Below are 20,066 nucleotides of genomic sequence, written 5' to 3'. Positions count from 1 at the left end.
TTTCATTCAGCCTGAACTAATGACTCAGTTCTTGGCTTTCTTGGCAGCGCGGGTACGCTCGCTTTCGTCCAGGATCTTCTTGCGAAGACGGATGGACTTAGGAGTGACTTCGCACAGCTCGTCTTCCTGGATGTATTCCAGAGCCTGTTCCAGAGTGAAGCGAACAGGTGGAACCAGAGCGATGGTTTCGTCTTTACCCGAAGCACGCATGTTGTCGAGCTTCTTGCCTTTGGTTGGGTTTACACCCAGGTCGTTGTCGCGGCTGTTCTGACCAACGATTTGACCGTTGTAGATCTCCTGGCCGTGTTCTACGAACAGCTTGCCACGAGCCTGCAGGGTTTCCAGCGAGTAGGTCAGTGCCTTGCCGGTTTCAACCGAAACCAGAACGCCGTTCTGACGGCCGGACATGTGGCCCGACTTGACGGTGTCGTAACGATCGAAGATCGAGGTCAGGATGCCAGCACCGTTGGTCAGGGTCAGGAACTGGTTACGGAAACCAATCAGACCGCGAGCAGGGATGTTGTATTCCAGACGAACACGGCCCTTGCCATCCGGCACCATGTTGCTCAGGTCGCCTTTACGCAGACCCATCTCTTCCATGACCTTGCCCTGAGCTTCTTCAGGGATGTCGATGGTCACGTTTTCGAACGGCTCTTGCTTGACGCCGTCGACTTCACGAATGATCACTTCCGGACGACCCAGAGCGATTTCGAAGCCTTCGCGACGCATGGTTTCGATCAGTACCGAGAGGTGCAGCTCACCACGGCCGGAAACCTTGAACTTGTCAGCGGTGTCGCCTTCTTCAACGCGCAGGGCAACGTTGTACAGCAGCTCTTTGTCCAGACGGTCCTTGATGTTACGGGACGTCACGAACTTGCCTTCTTTACCGCAGAATGGCGAGTCGTTTACCTGGAAGGTCATCGAAACGGTTGGCTCGTCAACGGTCAGAGGCTTCATCGCCTCGACGGTGTCCGGGTGGCACAGGGTGTCGGAGATGAACAGCGAGTCCATACCGCTGATGCAAACGATGTCGCCAGCTGCAGCTTCTTCAACGTCGATGCGGTGCAGACCGTGGTGACCCATCAGTTTCAGGATACGGCCGTTGCGGCGCTTGCCGTCAGCACCGATAGCCACAACCGGGGTGTTCGGCTTGACGCGACCACGAGCGATACGGCCAACGCCGATAACACCCAGGAAGCTGTTGTAGTCCAGAGCGGAGATCTGCATCTGGAACGCACCGTCACGGTCAACGGCCGGAGGCGGAACGTGGTCGACTACCGCTTGGTACAGCGGAGTCATGTCTTCAGCCATGGCGGTGTGATCCAGACCGGCAATGCCGTTCAGGGCCGAGGCGTAAACAACCTGGAAGTCCAGTTGTTCTTCGGTAGCACCGAGGTTGTCGAACAGGTCGAAGATCTGGTCCAGAACCCAGTCCGGACGCGCGCCTGGACGGTCAACCTTGTTGATTACCACGATTGGACGCAGGCCGGCTTCGAACGCCTTCTTGGTCACGAAACGGGTTTGCGGCATAGGGCCGTCTTGAGCGTCAACCAGCAGCAGAACGGAGTCAACCATCGACATTACGCGTTCAACTTCGCCGCCGAAGTCGGCGTGGCCCGGGGTGTCCACGATGTTGATGTGGTAGCCGTTCCAGTTGATGGCGGTGTTTTTCGCCAGAATGGTAATACCGCGCTCTTTTTCCTGGTCGTTGGAGTCCATCACGCGCTCGTCGTTGAGCTCGTTGCGCTCCAGAGTGCCGGATTGACGCAGGAGTTTGTCTACCAGGGTGGTTTTACCATGGTCAACGTGGGCAATGATGGCGATGTTACGTAGATTTTCGATCACTTGTGTATCTCGATCAGAGGATTCGGTTTGCTGACAAGTCTTGGCAGCGATTAGCAGTAGTGTCCGGCATGGCCGTTACAGCTTGACGGCGGTGTCGGGGGGCCGGTGACGCAGGCCACAGGCAAACAGCCCCGGGCACTTAGCTCGGTCGATAAACGCGCACATTGGCATGCCCCTCACTGAGCAAATGGTGAGCATGCAGGCGACTCATCACGCCTTTGTCGCAATACAGCAGGTACTGGCGAGTCGGATCCAGCTCCTTGAAACGAGCGTTCACTGCGTAGAACGGCATCGTCTGTACTTCTACGCCAGCGAGTTCCAGCGGCTCATCCTCGGCGGCATCCGGGTGACGGATGTCGATCACGATCTGGCCGGCCAGTGCTTCGCTGACTTCTTCAATCTGTACGTCCTGGCCCAATTCGTCGATCACGCGATCGATCGGCACCAGTTTGGCGTTTTCGAGCGCACGCTCGAGTACCGCCATGTCGAATTCTTTCTCTTCGTGCTCAACACGACCGCGTTTGGCGGCGGTCTTCGGGTTGACCGAAATAACGCCGCAATATTCCGGCATGTGCCGGGCGAAATCGGCGGTGCCGATCTCGTTGGCGGTGTCGATGATGTCCTGCTTGTGCGCTACGATCAGCGGACGCAGGACCAGCTTGTCGGTCACGCAGTCGATCACCGACAGGTTCGGCAACGTCTGGCTCGACACCTGGGAGATCGCCTCGCCGGTGACCAGTGCTTCGATGTGCAGGCGATCAGCGATGTTCGACGCCGCGCGCAACATCATACGCTTCAATACGACGCCCATATGACTGTTATCGACTTTGCCGAGAATTTCGCCCAACACTTCTTCGAACGGAACACTGACAAATAGCACGCGTTGCGAGCTGCCGTACTTCTTCCAGATGAAATGCGCGACTTCCATTACGCCCAGTTCGTGGGCACGACCGCCCAGATTGAAGAAGCAGAAGTGCGTCATCAGACCGCGACGAATGATCTGGTAGGCCGCAACGGTCGAGTCAAAGCCGCCGGACATCAATACCAGCGTCTGCTCCAAAGCGCCGAGCGGGTAGCCGCCGATGCCGTTGTGCTGGCTGTGGATCACAAACAACCGTTTGTCGCGAACTTCGATTCGAACTTCGATTTCCGGCGCTTTCAGGTCGATACCGGCAGCACCGCACTCACGGCGCAGCTTGCTGCCGACGTATTTTTCAACGTCCATCGAGCTGAAGGTGTGCTTGCCGGCACGCTTGCAGCGCACCGAGAAAATCTTCCCGGCCAGTGCAGCGCCATAGTGCTCTTTGCACTTCTCGGTGATGTCGTCGAAGTCGCCCAGCGGGTACTCGTCGATCTGCAAAAAGTGCGCGATGCCTGGCATGCAGGTCAGGCGCTCACCCATCTCTTTCAAGGCTTTGGCGTCGGTAACGCGGGTTTCCAGTTCGAGATTGTCCCACACACCGTTCACCACCACGGCCGGGTCCAGGTCACGGAGCACGGTGCGGATGTTCTTGGCCAACTGGCGGATGAATTTCGTCCGGACAGGTCGGCTTTTGATGGTGATCTCGGGGAAGACTTTTACGATTAGTTTCATGAAAACAGCGCGCGAACGGCCAGCCGAAAAAGGGGGGCGCGGATTATAGCGGAAATTGCTCAAGGTTTAACCAGTTAATGTGCAGAAGGTTTTGCATGCACCAAAACAGGTCATTTTCGATTTGTGACGCTACATTAAAGGGCGAGATTTTTAGCTTTCAGGCGTTCCGAGCCTTAATAAGCGTGAATTTGGGGCAAAAAACCCATGCTGGGGCACTGGCATGCAATTTGCTCCCTTGTGAGGCAGGTTGCCTTGGCAGAGTATTCGCGCCGGCATCAACCAAATTCAAGGGCATCCACTACCAAGCCCGAAGCCACCCGGAGGACATATGTCGAAGACGGTTCAACTCATCAAAGATCATGACGTCAAGTGGATTGATCTGCGCTTCACGGACACCAAAGGTACTCAGCACCACGTGACCATGCCGGCTCGCGATGCTTTGGACGACGACTTCTTCGAAGTCGGCAAAATGTTCGACGGTTCCTCCATCGCTGGCTGGAAAGGCATCGAAGCCTCCGACATGATCCTGATGCCGGTTGACGAAACTGCCGTTCTCGACCCGTTCACCGAAGACGCCACCCTGATTCTGGTGTGCGACATCATCGAACCTTCGAGCATGCAAGGCTACGACCGCGACCCACGTGCGATCGCCAAGCGCGCCGAAGAGCACCTGAAAGCCACCGGTATCGGTGACACCGTGTTCGCTGGTCCAGAGCCAGAGTTCTTCATCTTTGACTCGGTGAAATTCAAGTCGGACATTTCCGGCTCGATGTTCAAGATCTACTCCGAGCAAGGTTCGTGGATGTCCGACCAGGACATCGAAGGCGGCAACAAGGGTCACCGTCCAGGCGTCAAAGGCGGCTACTTCCCGGTTCCACCGTTCGACCACGACCACGAAATCCGTACCTCCATGTGCAACGCACTGGAAGAAATGGGCCTGACCGTCGAAGTTCACCACCACGAAGTGGCGACTGCCGGTCAGAACGAAATCGGCGTCAAGTTCAACACCCTGGTGAAGAAAGCCGACGAAACCCAAACCCTGAAGTACGTTGTGCACAACGTTGCTGACGCTTACGGCCGCACCGCGACCTTCATGCCGAAGCCACTGTACGGCGACAACGGTTCGGGCATGCACGTACACATGTCGATCTGGAAAGACGGCAAGAACACCTTCGCAGGTGAAGGCTATGCCGGCCTGTCCGATACCGCTCTGTACTTCATCGGCGGCATCATCAAGCACGGTAAGGCCCTGAACGGCTTCACCAACCCGGCGACCAACTCCTACAAGCGTCTGGTGCCAGGCTTCGAAGCTCCAGTGATGCTGGCCTACTCAGCTCGCAACCGTTCCGCTTCGATCCGTATTCCTTACGTGTCGAGCCCGAAAGCCCGCCGTATCGAAGCCCGCTTCCCGGATCCGGCTGCCAACCCGTACCTGGCCTTCGCAGCCCTGCTGATGGCCGGCCTGGACGGTATCCAGAACAAGATCCACCCAGGCGACGCTGCTGACAAAAACCTGTACGACCTGCCGCCTGAAGAGGCGAAAGAGATCCCACAAGTTTGCGGCAGCCTGAAAGAAGCCCTGGAAGAGCTGGACAAGGGCCGCGCGTTCCTGACCAAGGGCGGCGTGTTCTCCGACGACTTCATCGATGCTTACATCGCGCTGAAATCGGAAGAAGAAATCAAGGTTCGCACCTTCGTACACCCGCTGGAATATGAGCTGTACTACAGCTGCTGATCCGGTAGCGCCGCGTTTCTCGGCGTGACAAAAAGAGGCCTCCTTCGGGAGGCCTTTTTTATTGCAGATCAAAAGATCGCAGCCTTCGGCAGCTCCTACATCTATCCCTGTAGGAGCTGCCGAAGGCTGCGATCTTTTGGCTGATCGTTCCCACGCTCCGCGTGGGAATGCAGCCCGTGACGCTCCGCGTCACTGGACGCGGAGCGTCCCTTGAGGCGTTCCCACGCAGAACGTGGGAACGATCAATTGTGGTCTCTGAATGATCTCTGGATGTGTGCAGGGTTGGGCCAACCGCCGCGTCTGACCTATGCTGCACCCCATCGTTTTCAATCCCGGTCGATTTCATGGGTCGCACCTTTCTCTACATTCTGCTGCTGATCGCCCTGCCCGCCGTCGCGCAGATCTACAAGTACACCGATGCCAACGGCAACACGGTGTACAGCGATCACTCGCCAGACGGTGTGCAAGCACAGCCAGTGGAGCTGCCGCCGCTCAACCGTGTCGAGCCTCAGGCGCCCAGCGCACCACCCGCGCCCGAAGCCGACAACCGTGAACCCGCGCGCAATGCCTACGACATTCTTGAACTTGCAGGCCTGCCCAGCGAAGAGGCCTTGCGCGCCAATAACGGCACGTTCACCGTCCAAGTGCTGATCAAGCCGCGCCTGCAACCGCCGCATCAATTGAGACTGGTCCTGGATGACATGCCCTATGGCCAGCCGAGCAACGTGCCGATTCTGCAGTTAGTTAACGTTGACCGCGGCGAGCATCGACTTGCAGTGCAGGTGATTAACGGTCAGACGATCATCCAGCAGAGCCCGCCAGTCCCCCTCAGCGTGCAACGGGTACACACACCATGATCCGCGCGTGGCTGTTCGTTCTGTCGATGCTGATGTCACTGCAAGCTGCGGCAGAGGTTTTCACCTACACCGATGCGCAAGGCAATCGCGTCTACACCGATCAACCGCGCGGCAACGCCAAACGTGTGCCGATCGCCACCAGCAATCGCATGTCGGCCAACCCCACCGCCGCTGCGCCGATTACTACGGCAAAAAAATCCGTTGAACAGCCGCTGTTCCACTACGACATGCTGCGCATTCTGGTGCCCGAGCCCGATGCAACCATTCGCAGCAGCGCGGGTGAAATCATCGTCAGCGTCACCAGCGAACCCGGCCTGCAACGCGGCCACCGTTATCGCCTGCTGCTGGATGGCCAGGCCACTGGTGAACCAGGACTGAGCCCGGTCTTCCCGCTGAACAATATTGATCGAGGCAGCCACAACCTTTCGGTGGAAATCCTCGATGCCGAAGGACGCACCGTCGAACGCACCGCCAATCAACCCTTCCACATGCTGCGCATTTCCCTTGCGCAGAAACGCCAGGTCAAACCCTGCGTCGCCGAAGACTACGGCGTGCGCCCGGAATGTCCGCTGAAAGACAAACCCGAAGAACCGAAAAACCCCTTCCTGCGTTTCTTCTAACGCCGTTCAGCTTTGCGCACTATATTGGTGCAATAGGTTGCACCGTACTCAGATTCCAACCCATTTTGGTTCGAAACTTCCCGTTCGTGCTGGCCGACTGCCACGCAAACGAGCGTCAAACGCCTGTTTCAGGCGATGAACGCTTCTTTTCGGAGCCTTGGTTTGGTTTTTGCATTTTCCGTTCACCGACGCTTGCTTGTTGCGCACGCTCCGCCCCCAAAAGAGGCTCCGATGACTATTAGCGACGCAATCCACCGTTTGCTGCTCGACAACCTGACCACCGCCACCATTCTGCTCGACGCCGAATTGCGCCTTGAGTACATGAACCCGGCGGCGGAGATGCTGCTCGCCATCAGCGGGCAGCGTAGCCATGGGCAGTTCATCAGCGAGCTGTTCACCGAATCCACTGAGGCGCTGAATTCCCTGCGCCAGGCTGTGGAACAAGCGCATCCGTTCACCAAACGCGAAGCGATGCTCACCGCCCTCACCGGCCAGACCCTGACCGTTGATTACGCGGTGACGCCGATCCTCAGCAATGGCGCAACCATGCTCCTGCTGGAGGTTCATCCGCGTGACCGCTTGCTGCGGATCACCAAGGAAGAAGCGCAGCTGTCCAAGCAGGAAACCAGCAAAATGCTGGTGCGCGGCCTCGCCCACGAGATCAAGAATCCGCTCGGCGGCATTCGTGGCGCTGCGCAACTGCTAGCCCGCGAGCTGCCGGAAGACAGCTTGCGCGATTACACCAATGTGATCATTGAAGAGGCGGATCGCCTGCGCAATCTGGTCGACCGCATGCTCGGTTCGAACAAACTGCCGTCGCTGGCGATGTGTAACGTCCATGAAGTGCTGGAGCGCGTCTGCCATCTGGTCGAAGCCGAAAGTCAGGGCTGCATCACCTTGGTGCGCGATTACGACCCGAGCATTCCCGACGTCCTGATCGACCGCGAACAAATGATTCAGGCGGTGTTGAACATCGTGCGCAACGCGATGCAGGCGATCAGCAGCCAGAACGAGCTGCGGCTGGGCCGCATCAGCCTGCGCACCCGTGCCATGCGCCAGTTCACCATCGGCCACATCCGCCATCGTCTGGTGACCAAGATCGAGATCATCGACAACGGTCCCGGGATCCCGGCGGAACTTCAGGAAACCATTTTCTTTCCCATGGTCAGCGGACGCCCGGACGGTACCGGGCTCGGTCTGGCCATTACCCAGAACATCATCAGCCAGCACCAGGGTTTGATCGAGTGTGACAGCCATCCAGGCCACACCACGTTCTCGATCTTTCTGCCACTGGAACAAGGAGCCACATCGACATGAGCCGTAGTGAAACCGTGTGGATCGTCGATGACGACCGTTCTATCCGTTGGGTTCTGGAAAAGGCCTTGCAGCAGGAAGGCATGACCACCCAGAGCTTCGACAGCGCTGATGGCGTGATGAGTCGTCTGGCCCGTCAGCAACCTGACGTGATCATTTCCGACATTCGTATGCCAGGTGCCAGCGGACTCGACCTGTTGGCGCGGATTCGCGAGCAGCACCCACGGTTGCCGGTCATCATCATGACCGCTCACTCCGATCTGGACAGCGCGGTCGCCTCCTATCAGGGCGGCGCATTCGAATACCTGCCCAAGCCGTTCGACGTTGATGAAGCGGTGTCGCTGGTCAAACGTGCCAATCAGCACGCGCAAGAGCAGCAAGGCCTGGAAGTCGTGCCGGCGCTGACCCGCACCCCGGAAATCATCGGCGAAGCGCCGGCGATGCAGGAAGTGTTTCGCGCCATCGGCCGCTTGAGCCACTCCAACATCACCGTGCTCATCAACGGCGAATCCGGCACCGGTAAAGAACTGGTCGCCCACGCTCTGCACCGCCACAGCCCGCGCGCGGCCTCGCCGTTTATCGCGTTGAACATGGCGGCGATCCCCAAGGATCTGATGGAGTCCGAGCTGTTCGGTCACGAGAAAGGCGCGTTCACCGGTGCAGCCAACCTGCGTCGCGGCCGCTTCGAACAAGCTGATGGCGGCACGCTGTTCCTCGATGAAATCGGCGACATGCCGGCGGATACGCAAACCCGTTTGCTGCGCGTTCTGGCCGATGGTGAGTTCTATCGCGTGGGCGGACATGTGCCGGTCAAGGTCGATGTGCGCATCATCGCGGCGACGCACCAGAATCTGGAAACCCTGGTGCACGCCGGAAAATTCCGTGAGGATTTGTTCCACCGCCTCAACGTGATCCGCATTCACATCCCGCGCCTGTCGGACCGTCGCGAAGACATCCCGACCCTGGCCAAGCACTTCCTCAGCCGCGCCGCGCAAGAACTGGCGGTGGAGCCGAAGCTGCTGAAAAGCGAAACCGAGGAATACCTGAAGAACCTGCCGTGGGGCGGCAACGTGCGTCAGCTGGAGAACACGTGCCGCTGGATCACGGTGATGGCGTCCGGGCGCGAAGTGCACATCAGCGACCTGCCGCCGGAACTGCTGAACCTGCCGCAGGACTCGGCACCGGTGACCAACTGGGAGCAGGCGCTGCGCCAGTGGGCCGATCAGGCTCTGGCGCGCGGTCAGTCGAGCCTGCTCGACAGCGCCGTGCCAGCGTTTGAGCGGATCATGATCGAGACGGCGCTGAAGCACACGGCAGGGCGTCGGCGTGATGCGGCGGTGTTGCTGGGTTGGGGGCGCAATACCCTGACGCGCAAGATCAAGGAGTTGGGGATGAAGGTTGATGGTGCGGATGAGGATGAGGGGGATGAGGGTTAATTCGGCGCTCTAGCCGTCCGCGAAAAGATGCGGCAGCTCCTACATTGAACCCGTGTAGGAGCTGCCGCAGGCTGCGATCTTTTTGTTTGCGTGCACCGCCAAAAGGCACGGCGACCTGCAATCGGGCATAACCACCTGATCAAAAAACACCCAAACAGGACTCAAAAAGTAACCGTCAAAAACCATGAAAGCCCCGATTTCCGGGGCTTTCGCGTTTCTGATCAACTTTTTTGTTTCAACAGATGAAAACCTGGCACGCGCCCTGCAATACCTCTGACAGGTGATTGGTTTCACCACCCTTTCGGGGACCTTGGTACAGGCAGGCCGGGGATTCCCCTCTTTACATCGGGCTCGCACGCCACGCGGCGAGTTCACCCTTTTGGGGCTCTTGGTACAGGCAGGCCGGGGGTTCCCTCTTTACACCGGACCGACGCGACACGCGAAGTCCACCCTGTTTTGGGAACCCTGATACAGGCAGGTCAGGGATTCCCGCTTTTATTGCTCTCGGAGATGGATCTCCAGCCGCCAGCGGTCATCGACCTTGCTGCCGGCCCAGTCCCCTTGCAGCGGTCGCGCTGCCAGCACCGTCAGCAACAACCCCCCATCACTCGCTCGCGTACGCCAATTGACGTCTTTGCCGTTGAGCTTGAGCTGGCCTTTCTGGGCCGGGCCCTCAGCCTGAAACAGCAGCGCCACCGTGCCGTCGATGATTTCGCCATGCAGCTTGGGTTCGTTGTTGAACCACACCACCAACCCTTGATCCGTCACCTCGACCTGTTGCAGTACCGTCGGGTCCGGCGTGGTCAGGCGGCCGATCATCAAGCCGATCATTACACCGACAATCGCCAGCGAAGCGATCACGCGCGGGAATAGTTTCGAACGGTTGTCCACAGGCGGCGTAGAATGCCGCTCATCTTTACCTTCGGAGCCGTGCATGTTTCACGTCATCCTTTTTCAACCAGAAATTCCGCCGAATACCGGCAACGTTATCAGGCTGTGCGCCAACAGCGGCTGCCACCTGCATTTGATCGAACCGCTGGGTTTCGAGATGGACGACAAGCGCTTGCGCCGTGCCGGTCTCGACTACCACGAATATGCCACGCTGCAACGCCATGCCGATCTCGCCAGTTGCCTGGAGAGCATCGGTAACCCTCGGGTGTTTGCGTTCACTACCAAGGGCTCGCGACCGTTTCATGATGCCGCATTCGTCCCGGGTGATGCATTCATCTTCGGCCCGGAAAGTCGTGGCCTGCCGCCAGAAGTGCTCGACGCCCTGCCGGCGGAACAGCGCCTGCGTTTGCCGATGCGCGAAGGCTGTCGCAGCCTGAACCTGTCCAACACCGTCGCGGTCGCCGTGTACGAAGCCTGGCGCCAGAACGACTTCAAGTAACACCACAAAACAAATGTGGGAGCGAGCCTGCTCGCGAAAGCGGTGTATCAGTCGACAATACCGTCATCTGACACGCCCTCTTCGCGAGCAGGCTCGCTCCCACATGGGGTGTTGCTAAACCGTCTTACTGAACGGTTGGCGTCTCGCCGCTTTCCTGCATGCGCTGCAATTCTTGCGCGTACAAGGCGTCGAAGTTCACCGGGGCCAGCATCAGTGCCGGGAACGAACCACGGGTCACCAGGCTATCCAGGGTTTCGCGGGCGTACGGGAACAGGATGTTCGGGCAGAACGCACCCAGCGTGTGGCTCATCGAAGCCGCGTCGAGGTTCTTGATCAGGAAGATACCGGCCTGTTGCACTTCAGCGATGAAGGCGACTTCTTCACCGTTTTTCACGGTAACGGACAGGGTCAGCACGACTTCGAAGAAATCACCTTCCAGCGCTTTCTGGCGAGTGTTCAGATCCAGCGCAACTGCCGGATCCCACTGCTGGCGGAAGATCGCCGGGCTTTTCGGGGCTTCAAAGGACAGGTCGCGTACATAGATGCGCTGCAAGGAGAATTGCGGTGCGGTTTCTTCTTCGCTGGCTGCAGTGTTCTGTTGGTCAGTCATCTCAGATCCTTATCGATCTTGGGTCTTTTAGGGAGTGCTGTACGTGGGTGCAGCCGTTCAAGCCTTGAGCAGCGCGTCGAGCTTGCCGGCACGCTCCAGGGCATACAAATCGTCACAACCGCCGATGTGCTTGCTGCCGATCCAGATCTGCGGCACGGACGTGCGCCCGGCTTTCTGGGCCATTTCGGCGCGCACCTGCGGCTTGCCATCGACCTTGATCTCTTTGAAGGCCACGCCTTTGTTCTCGAGCAGGTACTTGGCTCGCGAGCAATAAGGGCAGTAATCGCTGGAGTAGACGATGACTTCGCTCATATCACTTCACCAACGGCAGGTTGTCGCCTTTCCAGCTGGAAATCCCGCCGGACAGCTTGGCGGCGGTGAAGCCGGATTTCATCAGTTCGCGGGCGTGGGTGCCAGCGGTCTGGCCCAGGGCGTCGACCAGAATGATGGTCTTGGCCTTGTGCTTTTCCAGCTCGGCGGTGCGCGCAGCCAGCTTGTCCTGAGGAATGTTCACCGCGCCAACGATGTGGCCGGCAGCGAAATCCTTGGCCGGACGGATGTCCACCACCACGCCTGCATCTTTATTGACCAGCGCGGTCAGTTCGCCGGTGCTCAGGCTTTTACCGCCGCCCTGCATCGTGTGCGCCAGCAGCAGAGCCAGCAGTACGACGAAGATACCGACAAGAATGTAGTGGTTAGTGGCAAATTCAATCAGGTGAGCAACCATCGAAGGAGGTTCCAGGGCGTTAAAATGTCGGCCAGTATACACAGCCACTATGGTCGGCCAAACCCCGTCCGGCGGTGACGCGGTCGGAACTTAGCTTTAAACTCCAACTCCCTTTTCCATCGCCCTCTTCTTTATTAGCCACGAGTGGATTCCATGACGACTACGCCTAAACCTTTGGTCCTGATGATTCTCGACGGCTTCGGTCACAGCGACAGCCCCGAATCCAACGCCGTTTTCGCGGCGAAGAAGCCTGTTCTTGATCGCCTGTGGGCCACCGTGCCGAACGGCTTGATCTCGGGCAGCGGCATGGACGTCGGCCTGCCGGACGGCCAGATGGGCAACTCCGAAGTCGGTCACATGAACCTCGGCGCCGGCCGCGTGGTGTATCAGGATTTCACCCGCGTGACCAAGTCGATCCGCGACGGCGAATTCTTCGAGAACCCGACCATCTGCGCCGCTGTGGATAAAGCCGTGGCCGCCGGCAAAGCCGTGCACTTCATGGGCCTGTTGTCCGATGGCGGCGTGCACAGCCACCAGGATCACCTGATCGCCATGGCCGAACTGGCCTACAAGCGCGGCGCTGAAAAAATCTACCTGCACGCCTTCCTCGACGGCCGCGACACGCCGCCGAAAAGCGCCACCTCGTCGATCGAACTGCTCGACGCGACTTTCCAGGCACTCGGCAAGGGCCGCATCGCCAGCATCATCGGTCGCTACTTCGCCATGGACCGTGACAACCGTTGGGATCGCGTCGCCCAGGCCTACAACCTGATCGTCGACGGCGTCAGCGAATTCAATGCCGCTACCGCCCAGGAAGGTCTGGACGCTGCCTACGCTCGCGGCGAGAGCGATGAATTCGTCAAAGCCACGACCATCGGTGAGCCGGTGAAAGTCGAAGACGGCGACGCCGTGGTGTTCATGAACTTCCGCGCCGACCGTGCCCGCGAGCTGACTCGCGTTTTCGTTGAAGACGATTTCAAGGAATTCGAGCGCGCACGCCAGCCAAAACTGGCCGGTTTCGTCATGCTGACCCAATACGCGGCAAGCATTCCGGCACCGTCGGCATTCGCCGCGGGCAGTCTGGAAAACGTGCTTGGCGATTACTTGGCGAAAAACGGCAAAACCCAACTGCGTATCGCTGAAACCGAAAAATACGCCCACGTGACCTTCTTCTTCTCCGGTGGTCGTGAAGAACCGTTCCCGGGCGAAGAGCGCATCCTGATCCCGTCGCCGAAAGTCGCCACCTACGACTTGCAGCCGGAAATGAGCGCGCCCGAAGTGACAGACCGCATCGTCGAGGCCATCGAAAACCAGCGTTTCGACGTGATCGTGGTCAACTACGCCAACGGCGACATGGTCGGTCACAGCGGTGTGTTCGACGCGGCAGTGAAAGCGGTTGAATGCCTCGACACCTGCGTCGGTCGCATCGTTGAAGCCTTGGAAAAGGTCGGCGGCGAAGCGCTGATCACCGCTGACCACGGCAACGTCGAAAAAATGGCCGATGAAGAAACTCACCAAGCGCACACCGCGCACACTACCGAACCGGTGCCGTTCATTTATGTCGGTAAACGTGATCTGAAAGTCCGTGAAGGTGGCGTGCTGGCGGATGTGGCGCCAACCATGCTGAAACTGCTGGGTCTGGAAAAACCTGCGGAAATGACGGGTACTTCGATTCTGGTCTGACCCGGATCGCCAAAACACCGCAAAACCCTGTGGGAGCTGGCTTGCCAGCGATAGCAATCTGACAGCCAACATCTATGTTGAATGTGCAGATGCCATCGCTGGCAAGCCAGCTCCCACAGTGGTTTATGGAGTTTTCGAAATGGAATCGGGTCTATTGCTAGCTCCAGTTATCACACAGCCCCAATTGGGCGTTTTTTTTGCAGCCTCGGGCGGGCATACTAGGCCGTCCCTTACCCTGGTGCCGCCCGCCTCTATGCTCCGCGTCCTGATCGCCCTCGCTCTGACCTGCCTGCTCCAACCGGCCTTCGCTGACGAGCGCGCGCAAACCCAACAGCAGTTGGACGCCACGCGTCAGGACATTGCCGAGTTGAAGAAGCTGCTGAGCAAAGTCCAGGAAGAAAAGTCTGGCGTACAGAAAGAGCTCAAAGGCACTGAAACCGAGCTGGGCAAGCTGCAGAAGCAGGTCGACGCGCTGCAGAAAGAACTGCAGAAAAGCGAATCCGAGCTACAGCGGCTCGATGCAGAGAAAAAAAAACTCCAAAGCGCGCGCACTGAACAGCAGCGACTGATCGCCATTCAGGCCCGTGCGGCTTATCAGAACGGTCGGCAGGAATACCTCAAGCTGCTGCTCAACCAGCAGAATCCAGAGAAATTCGCCCGCACCCTCACCTATTACGATTACCTGAGCCAGGCTCGCCTGGAGCAGTTGAAGAACTTCAACGAAACCCTGCGCCAACTGGCCAATGTCGAAAAAGACATTGCCGCCCAGCAAGCACAATTGCTGGTGCAGAAAAGCACCCTCGATACCCAGCGCGACGAACTGGAAAATGTCCGCAAGGAACGCCAGCAAGTCCTCGCCAAGCTCAACGATGACGTGAAAGCCCGCGACCAGAAACTGGCCGCGCGCGAGCAGGATCAGGCAGACCTGTCTAAAGTCCTTAAAACCATTGAAGAAACCCTGGCCCGCCAGGCTCGTGAGGCAGAAGAAGCGCGGCAGAAAGCGCTGATCGCCCAGCAGGAAGCGGAAAAAAAGCGCTTGCGTGAGGCGCAGGCTGAAAACAGCGACGCCCCACGAAAACCCGCCAGATCCACTCCCGGCGCACTGGTCTCCAGCAGCGGCGAGACCTTCGGTGGCCCTTTTGCTGCAACACGGGGAAAACTTCCTTGGCCGGTTGATGGTCGACTACTGGCGCGCTTCGGCGAAACCCGTGGCGACGACGCCCGGACCAAGTGGGACGGCGTGATGATCAGCGCTTCCGCCGGCAGCCAGGTGCATGCCGTACACGGTGGTCGCGTGGTGTTCGCCGACTGGTTGCGTGGCGCCGGACTGCTGGTGATCCTCGATCACGGCAACGGTTTTCTGAGTCTTTACGGTCACAACCAGACGCTGCTCAAGTCGGCTGGGGACGTGGTTAAAGCCGGTGAGTCGATCTCCACTGTCGGTAACAGTGGCGGTCAGGACACACCAGCGTTGTATTTCGCTATTCGTCAGCAGGGTCACCCGAGTGATCCGGCGCAATGGTGTCGTGCGCAAGGATAAGCGCACCGCCTAATTCAGGAGTTCGTTCGACATGCTGCATTTGTCCCGCCTTACCTCGCTGGCCCTGACGATCGCCCTGGTGATCGGCGCGCCTCTGGCGTTCGCCGCTCAACCGGCCCCGGCCGTCGCTCCGGCAGGCACTGCCGCGACCTCCAAGGCGCCACTGCCACTGGAAGAATTGCGCACCTTCGCCGAGGTCATGGACCGGATCAAAGCCGCCTATGTCGAACCGGTGGACGACAAGACCCTGCTGGAAAACGCGATCAAGGGCATGCTCAGCAACCTCGATCCACACTCGGCCTACCTCGGCCCAGAAGATTTCACCGAACTGCAGGAAAGCACCAGTGGTGAATTCGGCGGCCTGGGTATCGAAGTCGGCGCCGAAGACGGCTTCATCAAAGTGGTCTCGCCAATCGACGACACCCCAGCATCGAAGGCCGGCATTCAGGCTGGCGACTTCATCGTCAAGATCAACGGTGCGCCAACACGCGGCCAGACCATGACCGAAGCCGTCGACAAGATGCGCGGCAAGATCGGCCAGAAAATCACCCTGACCCTGGTTCGCGACGGCGGCACGCCGTTCGACGTGACCTTGGCGCGCGCGGTGATTCAGGTGAAGAGCGTCAAGGCTCAATTGCTGGAAACCGGTTATGCGTACATCCGCATCACCCAGTTCCAGGTCAAGACCGGCGAGGAGGTCTCCAAGGCCCTGGCCAAGCTGCGCAAGGACAACGGCAAGAAGCTCAACGGCATCATTCTCGACCTGCGCAACAACCCGGGTGGCGTGTTGCAGGCGGCGGTAGAAGTGGTCGACCACTTCATCACCAAAGGTCTGATCGTTTATACCAAAGGCCGGATCGCCAACTCCGAGCTGCGCTTCTCGGCCACCGGCAAAGACGAAAGCGAAGCGGTGCCGATGGTGGTGCTGATCAACGGTGGCAGCGCCTCGGCCTCGGAAATCGTCGCCGGCGCCCTGCAGGATCAGAAACGCGCCGTGGTCATGGGCACCACCAGTTTCGGCAAGGGCTCGGTACAAACCGTGCTGCCGCTGAACAACGACCGCGCGCTGAAGATCACCACCGCGCTGTACTTCACGCCGAATGGCCGCTCGATTCAGGCGCAAGGCATCGTCCCGGACATCGAAGTGCGCAAGGCCAAGATCACCAGCGAGGCCGACAGCGATTACTTCAAGGAAGCCGACCTGCAAGGTCACTTGGGCAATGGCAACGGCGGCGCGGACAAGCCGACCGGTTCCGGCGCCAAGGCCAAAGCGATGCCGCAGGATGACGATTACCAGTTGGCCCAGGCCCTGAGCCTGCTCAAAGGGCTGAGCATCACGTCCGGCCGTTGAGGATGTGTTTGCGTTTCGTCTTCGTTCTGTTGTGCTGTCTGGCGGGTGCTGCTCACGCAGAGCCCGTCAGCCCAAAGCCACACAAAGCCTACCTGACACTGATCATCGATGACCTGGGGCAGAACCTGCCCCGGGATCGCCGCGTGCTGGCCCTGCCCGGCCCGGTGACCACGGCGATCATGCCCGACACACCCCACGCCACCGAGTTCGCCCGCGAAGCCCATCGCGCCGGCAAGATCGTCATCCTGCACATGCCCATGGACCCGGCCACCGGGCCCTACGCCTGGCACCCGGAACTGCCGATCGAGGAGCTGGAAAAACGCCTCGACGCCGCATTCAAAAAGGTCCCCTACACCGCTGGCATCAACAACCACATGGGCAGCCGCATGACTGCGCAACCCGTGGCGATGGCGTGGTTAATGGGCGAGTTGCAGCGCCGGCACAAGTTCTTCGTCGATAGCCGCACCAGTGCGCAGACCGTTGCTGCGCAGCAGGCGCAGAAGATCGATCTAGCGAGTGTTTCACGGGATGTGTTTCTCGATGACGAGCGTACCGAAGCGGCGATCTCCACCCAGTTGCAGACGGCGATCAGCCTGGCGCACAAGCAGGGTTCGGCGGTGATGATCGGCCATCCGTATCCGCAGACGCTGGCGGTGCTGGAGCGCGAACTGCCGAAGCTGAAGGCTCAGGGGATTGAGTGGATTGATATCCGGCAGATGATCAGTGTGCGTAGTAACAAGGCCACGGCTGCCCATGGCAAGGATGGCGTTTACCGCTAACCCGGCGACACACTGAAAACCCCTGGGGAGCTAGCCCTGCTAGCGATCGCGGTGGTTCAGTCACCCAGAGCATCGACTGATCCAGCGCTTTCGCGAGCAAGCTCGCTCCCACAATTGGCTTTTGGTGATGCGGGATTAGAGATACCGCCCCATGATCTCGTCCACCACACCATCCTTGCGCATCTGATCCAGCGCAGCCTGTAGTTTCTTCACGGTTTCTTCCGGCACGTCCTTGTTCAGCGCCAGATACAACTCCGCACTATTGAAGCGCAACACCGTCTTCAACCCCGTCACCCCATCCTGCCGCGCCAGATAGCGCCCGGCCGGGTCGCCCGTGGCCCACAAATCAATCTGCCCGTTGACCAGTTTCTTGGCGTTGTCCTGATCGCGCAGCACCACCACCGGCTTCAAGCCCTGCTTGGTCAGCGTCTCAGCGATCGCATCGCCCTTGTAGGCGCCGACCTTGTATTTGCGCGCGTCTTCGAGGGTTTCGAGACTGATCTTGCTGTCAGCCTTGGCCAGCATGATCCAGTCGTCCGGGCCGATCGGGCCGACCCATTTGAAGAGTTTTTCGCGATCCGGCAGGCGCGCCATCACGAAGGCACCGTAGCCAGGATTTTCCAGGGCGAGTTTATACACGCGCTCCCAAGGGAATCGCAGGGTCAGGCTGTAAGTTATGCCGGCGCGCTGAAACATCTCGCGAACGATGTCGGTGGCAATGCCGTTGATGTTTTCGCCTTGGGCGAAGTTCTTGCCGTTCTTCGCCATGTTGTATGGCGGGAAGTTTTCGGTAAGGAGCACCAGATCGGTGTCGGGACTGGTTTCGGCGCGGGCCGTGTTGATGAGCAACACAGAGGCGCTGGCGAGAACTAGAAGCAGGCGTTTGATCATGTTGGGCTACCGAAATCCATGGCGTGCCCAAGAGTGCCTTGGGTGCGCCATGGTGTCCACTGGCCTGTATCGATTTTGACGCTTAACGCATCGTGATGCCGCGTTTGGCCATGTAGGCCTTGGCTTCCTGCACGGTGTATTCGCCGAAGTGGAAAATACTCGCCGCCAGCACTGCGCTGGCGTGGCCTTCGAGAATGCCGTCAGCCAAGTGCTGCAAGTTGCCAACGCCACCGGAAGCGATCACCGGAATGCCCAGCGCATCGCTGATCGCACGGGTCACGCCGAGGTCGAAACCGTTTTTCATGCCGTCCTGGTCCATGCTGGTCAGCAGGATCTCCCCAGCGCCGAGGCCTTCCATTTTTTTCGCCCACTCGACGGCGTCGAGACCGGTTGGCTTGCGTCCGCCGTGAGTGAAGATTTCCCAGCGCGGGGTTTCGCCCGGGCCGGAGACTTTCTTCGCATCGATGGCGACGACGATGCATTGCGAGCCGAAATGCTGCGCCGCTTCACCAACGAATTCCGGATTGAACACAGCAGCGGTGTTGATCGACACCTTGTCCGCACCGGCATTCAGCAAGTTGCGGATGTCCTGCACGGTACGCACGCCGCCGCCGACGGTCAGCGGGATGAACACCTGGCTGGCCATGCGCTCGACGGTATGCAGTGTGGTGTCGCGGCCATCGACGCTGGCGGTGATGTCGAGAAAGGTAATCTCGTCGGCACCCTGCTCGTCATAGCGACGGGCGATTTCCACCGGGTCACCGGCGTCGCGGATGTTTTCGAACTTCACACCTTTGACGACCCGGCCGTTATCCACGTCCAGGCAAGGGATGATGCGTTTGGCCAGAGCCATGCTTAATCTCCGATTAAGAGTTGCAAGCTTCAAGCTGCAAGCTGCAAGAAAGAGCGGACGCGGTCGCGCTTCTAACTTGCAGCTCGCAGCTTACAGCTTGGAGCTGGTCGCGTAGCTATCGCAGAAAGCCTGGGCTTCTGCCACATCCAGCGTGCCCTCATAAATCGCGCGACCCGTGATGGCGCCGATGATGCCCGGCGCTTTGGCGTCGAGCAGCGACTTGATGTCACCCAGATTGTGGATGCCGCCGGACGCGATCACCGGAATCTTGGTGGCAGCGGCCAGTGCAGCGGTGAAGGGCACGTTGCAGCCCTGCATCATGCCGTCTTTGGCGATGTCGGTATAAACGATCGAAGACACGCCGTCGGCTTCAAACTGCTTGGCCAGATCGATGACCTGAACAGTGCTGATTTCAGCCCAGCCATCGGTGGCGACGAAGCCGTCTTTGGCATCCAGACCGACGATGATCTTGCCCGGGAACGCACGGCAGGCTTCAGCAACGAACGCCGGATCTTTAACGGCTTTGGTGCCAATGATCACGTAGCTCACGCCAGCCTTGACGTAGTGCTCGATGGTTTCCAGCGAGCGGATGCCGCCACCGATCTGGATCGGTAGGCTCGGGTAGCGCTTGGCAATCGCGGTAACGACTTCGCCATTGACTGGCTGGCCTTCAAAAGCGCCGTTCAGATCGACCAGATGCAGACGGCGGCAACCGCCCTCCACCCACTTGGCAGCCATGCTCACCGGGTCATCGGAGAACACTGTGGAATCTTCCATGCGGCCCTGGCGCAGACGTACGCAGGCACCGTCTTTAAGATCGATAGCGGGAATAATCAGCATG

General features: G+C 59.2%; 19 protein-coding genes. 10 read left to right on the top strand and 9 right to left on the bottom strand.

Features of this window, described 5'->3' with window-relative positions; genetic code table 11:
• Positions 1 to 24: 24 nt before the first annotated feature.
• Positions 25 to 1,845, bottom strand: a complete 1,821-nt coding sequence (typA, locus tag AC3Y64_RS01795) for a translational GTPase TypA (RefSeq protein ID WP_038359982.1) — start codon at positions 1,843 to 1,845, stop codon at positions 25 to 27.
• 139 nt (positions 1,846 to 1,984) lie between these two features.
• Complete coding sequence (thiI, locus tag AC3Y64_RS01790) at positions 1,985 to 3,439, bottom strand: tRNA uracil 4-sulfurtransferase ThiI (RefSeq protein ID WP_110720649.1); 1,455 nt, start codon at positions 3,437 to 3,439, stop codon at positions 1,985 to 1,987.
• A 328-nt stretch (positions 3,440 to 3,767) separates the two neighbouring features.
• Here thiI and glnA point away from each other — a divergent pair, with 328 nt between their 5' ends.
• The 5 genes from glnA to ntrC all read left to right on the top strand — a co-directional run bounded on the left by glnA (position 3,768) and on the right by ntrC (position 9,401).
• Positions 3,768 to 5,174: a type I glutamate--ammonia ligase gene (gene glnA, locus AC3Y64_RS01785; RefSeq protein WP_008080570.1), complete on the top strand. Its 1,407-nt coding sequence runs from the start codon at positions 3,768 to 3,770 to the stop codon at positions 5,172 to 5,174.
• 344 nt (positions 5,175 to 5,518) lie between these two features.
• On the top strand, positions 5,519 to 6,031 hold the full coding sequence (locus tag AC3Y64_RS01780; RefSeq protein WP_489986226.1) for a DUF4124 domain-containing protein: 513 nt from the start codon (positions 5,519 to 5,521) through the stop codon (positions 6,029 to 6,031).
• Positions 6,028 to 6,651, top strand: coding sequence for a DUF4124 domain-containing protein (locus AC3Y64_RS01775; protein WP_489986225.1), 624 nt, complete (start codon positions 6,028 to 6,030; stop codon positions 6,649 to 6,651). Before AC3Y64_RS01780 ends, AC3Y64_RS01775 begins: the two co-directional genes overlap by 4 nt.
• A 231-nt stretch (positions 6,652 to 6,882) precedes the next feature.
• A complete protein-coding gene (gene glnL / locus AC3Y64_RS01770; RefSeq protein ID WP_158959732.1) occupies positions 6,883 to 7,968 on the top strand; it encodes a nitrogen regulation protein NR(II) in 1,086 nt (361 codons plus the stop codon).
• A complete protein-coding gene (gene ntrC, locus AC3Y64_RS01765) occupies positions 7,965 to 9,401 on the top strand; it encodes a nitrogen regulation protein NR(I) (protein WP_053116599.1) in 1,437 nt (478 codons plus the stop codon). The genes glnL and ntrC overlap by 4 nt, the downstream gene beginning before the upstream one ends.
• Before the next feature lie 495 nt (positions 9,402 to 9,896).
• Here the strand turns inward: ntrC and AC3Y64_RS01760 are convergent, their stop codons facing one another.
• On the bottom strand, positions 9,897 to 10,337 hold the full coding sequence (locus tag AC3Y64_RS01760; RefSeq protein ID WP_489986224.1) for a hypothetical protein: 441 nt from the start codon (positions 10,335 to 10,337) through the stop codon (positions 9,897 to 9,899).
• Between AC3Y64_RS01760 and AC3Y64_RS01755 the strand changes: the two genes are divergently transcribed.
• On the top strand, positions 10,336 to 10,791 hold the full coding sequence (locus AC3Y64_RS01755; RefSeq protein ID WP_064388914.1) for a tRNA (cytidine(34)-2'-O)-methyltransferase: 456 nt from the start codon (positions 10,336 to 10,338) through the stop codon (positions 10,789 to 10,791). The two genes, AC3Y64_RS01760 and AC3Y64_RS01755, sit on opposite strands and share 2 nt — an antisense overlap.
• Before the next feature lie 124 nt (positions 10,792 to 10,915).
• Here the strand turns inward: AC3Y64_RS01755 and secB are convergent, their stop codons facing one another.
• Genes secB through AC3Y64_RS01740 form a run of 3 tightly spaced genes read right to left on the bottom strand, consistent with a single transcriptional unit; the run spans position 10,916 to position 12,128 of the window.
• Positions 10,916 to 11,401, bottom strand: a complete 486-nt coding sequence (gene secB / locus AC3Y64_RS01750) for a protein-export chaperone SecB (protein WP_064117041.1) — start codon at positions 11,399 to 11,401, stop codon at positions 10,916 to 10,918.
• A 57-nt stretch (positions 11,402 to 11,458) separates the two neighbouring features.
• Positions 11,459 to 11,713, bottom strand: coding sequence for a glutaredoxin 3 (gene grxC / locus AC3Y64_RS01745; protein WP_008080561.1), 255 nt, complete (start codon positions 11,711 to 11,713; stop codon positions 11,459 to 11,461).
• A 1-nt stretch (position 11,714) separates the two neighbouring features.
• Positions 11,715 to 12,128, bottom strand: coding sequence for a rhodanese-like domain-containing protein (locus AC3Y64_RS01740; RefSeq protein ID WP_064388915.1), 414 nt, complete (start codon positions 12,126 to 12,128; stop codon positions 11,715 to 11,717).
• Between the two features lie 153 nt (positions 12,129 to 12,281).
• Here AC3Y64_RS01740 and gpmI point away from each other — a divergent pair, with 153 nt between their 5' ends.
• The 4 genes from gpmI to AC3Y64_RS01720 all read left to right on the top strand — a co-directional run bounded on the left by gpmI (position 12,282) and on the right by AC3Y64_RS01720 (position 17,481).
• Positions 12,282 to 13,811, top strand: coding sequence for a 2,3-bisphosphoglycerate-independent phosphoglycerate mutase (gpmI, locus tag AC3Y64_RS01735; RefSeq protein WP_489986223.1), 1,530 nt, complete (start codon positions 12,282 to 12,284; stop codon positions 13,809 to 13,811).
• Between the two features lie 253 nt (positions 13,812 to 14,064).
• Positions 14,065 to 15,351: a murein hydrolase activator EnvC family protein gene (locus tag AC3Y64_RS01730; protein ID WP_489986222.1), complete on the top strand. Its 1,287-nt coding sequence runs from the start codon at positions 14,065 to 14,067 to the stop codon at positions 15,349 to 15,351.
• Positions 15,352 to 15,382: 31 nt separating this feature from the next.
• Positions 15,383 to 16,702, top strand: a complete 1,320-nt coding sequence (locus AC3Y64_RS01725; RefSeq protein WP_236427914.1) for a S41 family peptidase — start codon at positions 15,383 to 15,385, stop codon at positions 16,700 to 16,702.
• Between the two features lie 2 nt (positions 16,703 to 16,704).
• Complete coding sequence (locus AC3Y64_RS01720) at positions 16,705 to 17,481, top strand: divergent polysaccharide deacetylase family protein (RefSeq protein WP_489986221.1); 777 nt, start codon at positions 16,705 to 16,707, stop codon at positions 17,479 to 17,481.
• Positions 17,482 to 17,616: 135 nt separating this feature from the next.
• On the opposite strand, the gene AC3Y64_RS01715 is transcribed toward AC3Y64_RS01720, so the two are convergent.
• The 3 genes from AC3Y64_RS01715 to hisA form a co-directional block, all read right to left on the bottom strand.
• Positions 17,617 to 18,372 carry a substrate-binding periplasmic protein gene (locus tag AC3Y64_RS01715; protein ID WP_489986220.1) on the bottom strand — a complete coding sequence of 252 codons (756 nt, stop codon included), beginning with the start codon at positions 18,370 to 18,372 and terminating at the stop codon, positions 17,617 to 17,619.
• Between the two features lie 82 nt (positions 18,373 to 18,454).
• Entirely contained in the window at positions 18,455 to 19,225 is a 771-nt protein-coding gene (gene hisF, locus AC3Y64_RS01710) for an imidazole glycerol phosphate synthase subunit HisF (protein WP_053116590.1), read from the bottom strand.
• A gap of 90 nt (positions 19,226 to 19,315) precedes the next feature.
• Positions 19,316 to 20,065, bottom strand: a complete 750-nt coding sequence (hisA, locus tag AC3Y64_RS01705; protein ID WP_158830474.1) for a 1-(5-phosphoribosyl)-5-[(5-phosphoribosylamino)methylideneamino]imidazole-4-carboxamide isomerase — start codon at positions 20,063 to 20,065, stop codon at positions 19,316 to 19,318.
• Between the last annotated feature and the right edge of the window lies 1 nt (position 20,066).

This window comes from Pseudomonas sp. 4CAES_32.4 (genome assembly GCF_058136335.1).
Note: the sequence above shows the minus strand (reverse complement) of the source record. Positions and strands in the feature narration are given on the sequence as shown.

Excerpts from the sequence above, each read along its gene's own strand:
- thiI (WP_110720649.1), bottom strand. The coding sequence starts at position 3,439 with ATGAAACTAATCGTAAAAGTCTTCCCCGAGATCACCATCAAAAGCCGA.
- glnA (WP_008080570.1), top strand. The coding sequence starts at position 3,768 with ATGTCGAAGACGGTTCAACTCATCAAAGATCATGACGTCAAGTGGATT.
- AC3Y64_RS01780 (WP_489986226.1), top strand. The coding sequence starts at position 5,519 with ATGGGTCGCACCTTTCTCTACATTCTGCTGCTGATCGCCCTGCCCGCC.
- AC3Y64_RS01775 (WP_489986225.1), top strand. The coding sequence starts at position 6,028 with ATGATCCGCGCGTGGCTGTTCGTTCTGTCGATGCTGATGTCACTGCAA.
- glnL (WP_158959732.1), top strand. The coding sequence starts at position 6,883 with ATGACTATTAGCGACGCAATCCACCGTTTGCTGCTCGACAACCTGACC.
- ntrC (WP_053116599.1), top strand. The coding sequence starts at position 7,965 with ATGAGCCGTAGTGAAACCGTGTGGATCGTCGATGACGACCGTTCTATC.
- AC3Y64_RS01755 (WP_064388914.1), top strand. The coding sequence starts at position 10,336 with ATGTTTCACGTCATCCTTTTTCAACCAGAAATTCCGCCGAATACCGGC.
- AC3Y64_RS01760 (WP_489986224.1), bottom strand. The coding sequence starts at position 10,337 with ATGCACGGCTCCGAAGGTAAAGATGAGCGGCATTCTACGCCGCCTGTG.
- secB (WP_064117041.1), bottom strand. The coding sequence starts at position 11,401 with ATGACTGACCAACAGAACACTGCAGCCAGCGAAGAAGAAACCGCACCG.
- grxC (WP_008080561.1), bottom strand. The coding sequence starts at position 11,713 with ATGAGCGAAGTCATCGTCTACTCCAGCGATTACTGCCCTTATTGCTCG.
- AC3Y64_RS01740 (WP_064388915.1), bottom strand. The coding sequence starts at position 12,128 with ATGGTTGCTCACCTGATTGAATTTGCCACTAACCACTACATTCTTGTC.
- gpmI (WP_489986223.1), top strand. The coding sequence starts at position 12,282 with ATGACGACTACGCCTAAACCTTTGGTCCTGATGATTCTCGACGGCTTC.
- AC3Y64_RS01730 (WP_489986222.1), top strand. The coding sequence starts at position 14,065 with ATGCTCCGCGTCCTGATCGCCCTCGCTCTGACCTGCCTGCTCCAACCG.
- AC3Y64_RS01725 (WP_236427914.1), top strand. The coding sequence starts at position 15,383 with ATGCTGCATTTGTCCCGCCTTACCTCGCTGGCCCTGACGATCGCCCTG.
- AC3Y64_RS01720 (WP_489986221.1), top strand. The coding sequence starts at position 16,705 with ATGTGTTTGCGTTTCGTCTTCGTTCTGTTGTGCTGTCTGGCGGGTGCT.
- AC3Y64_RS01715 (WP_489986220.1), bottom strand. The coding sequence starts at position 18,372 with ATGATCAAACGCCTGCTTCTAGTTCTCGCCAGCGCCTCTGTGTTGCTC.
- hisF (WP_053116590.1), bottom strand. The coding sequence starts at position 19,225 with ATGGCTCTGGCCAAACGCATCATCCCTTGCCTGGACGTGGATAACGGC.
- hisA (WP_158830474.1), bottom strand. The coding sequence starts at position 20,065 with ATGCTGATTATTCCCGCTATCGATCTTAAAGACGGTGCCTGCGTACGT.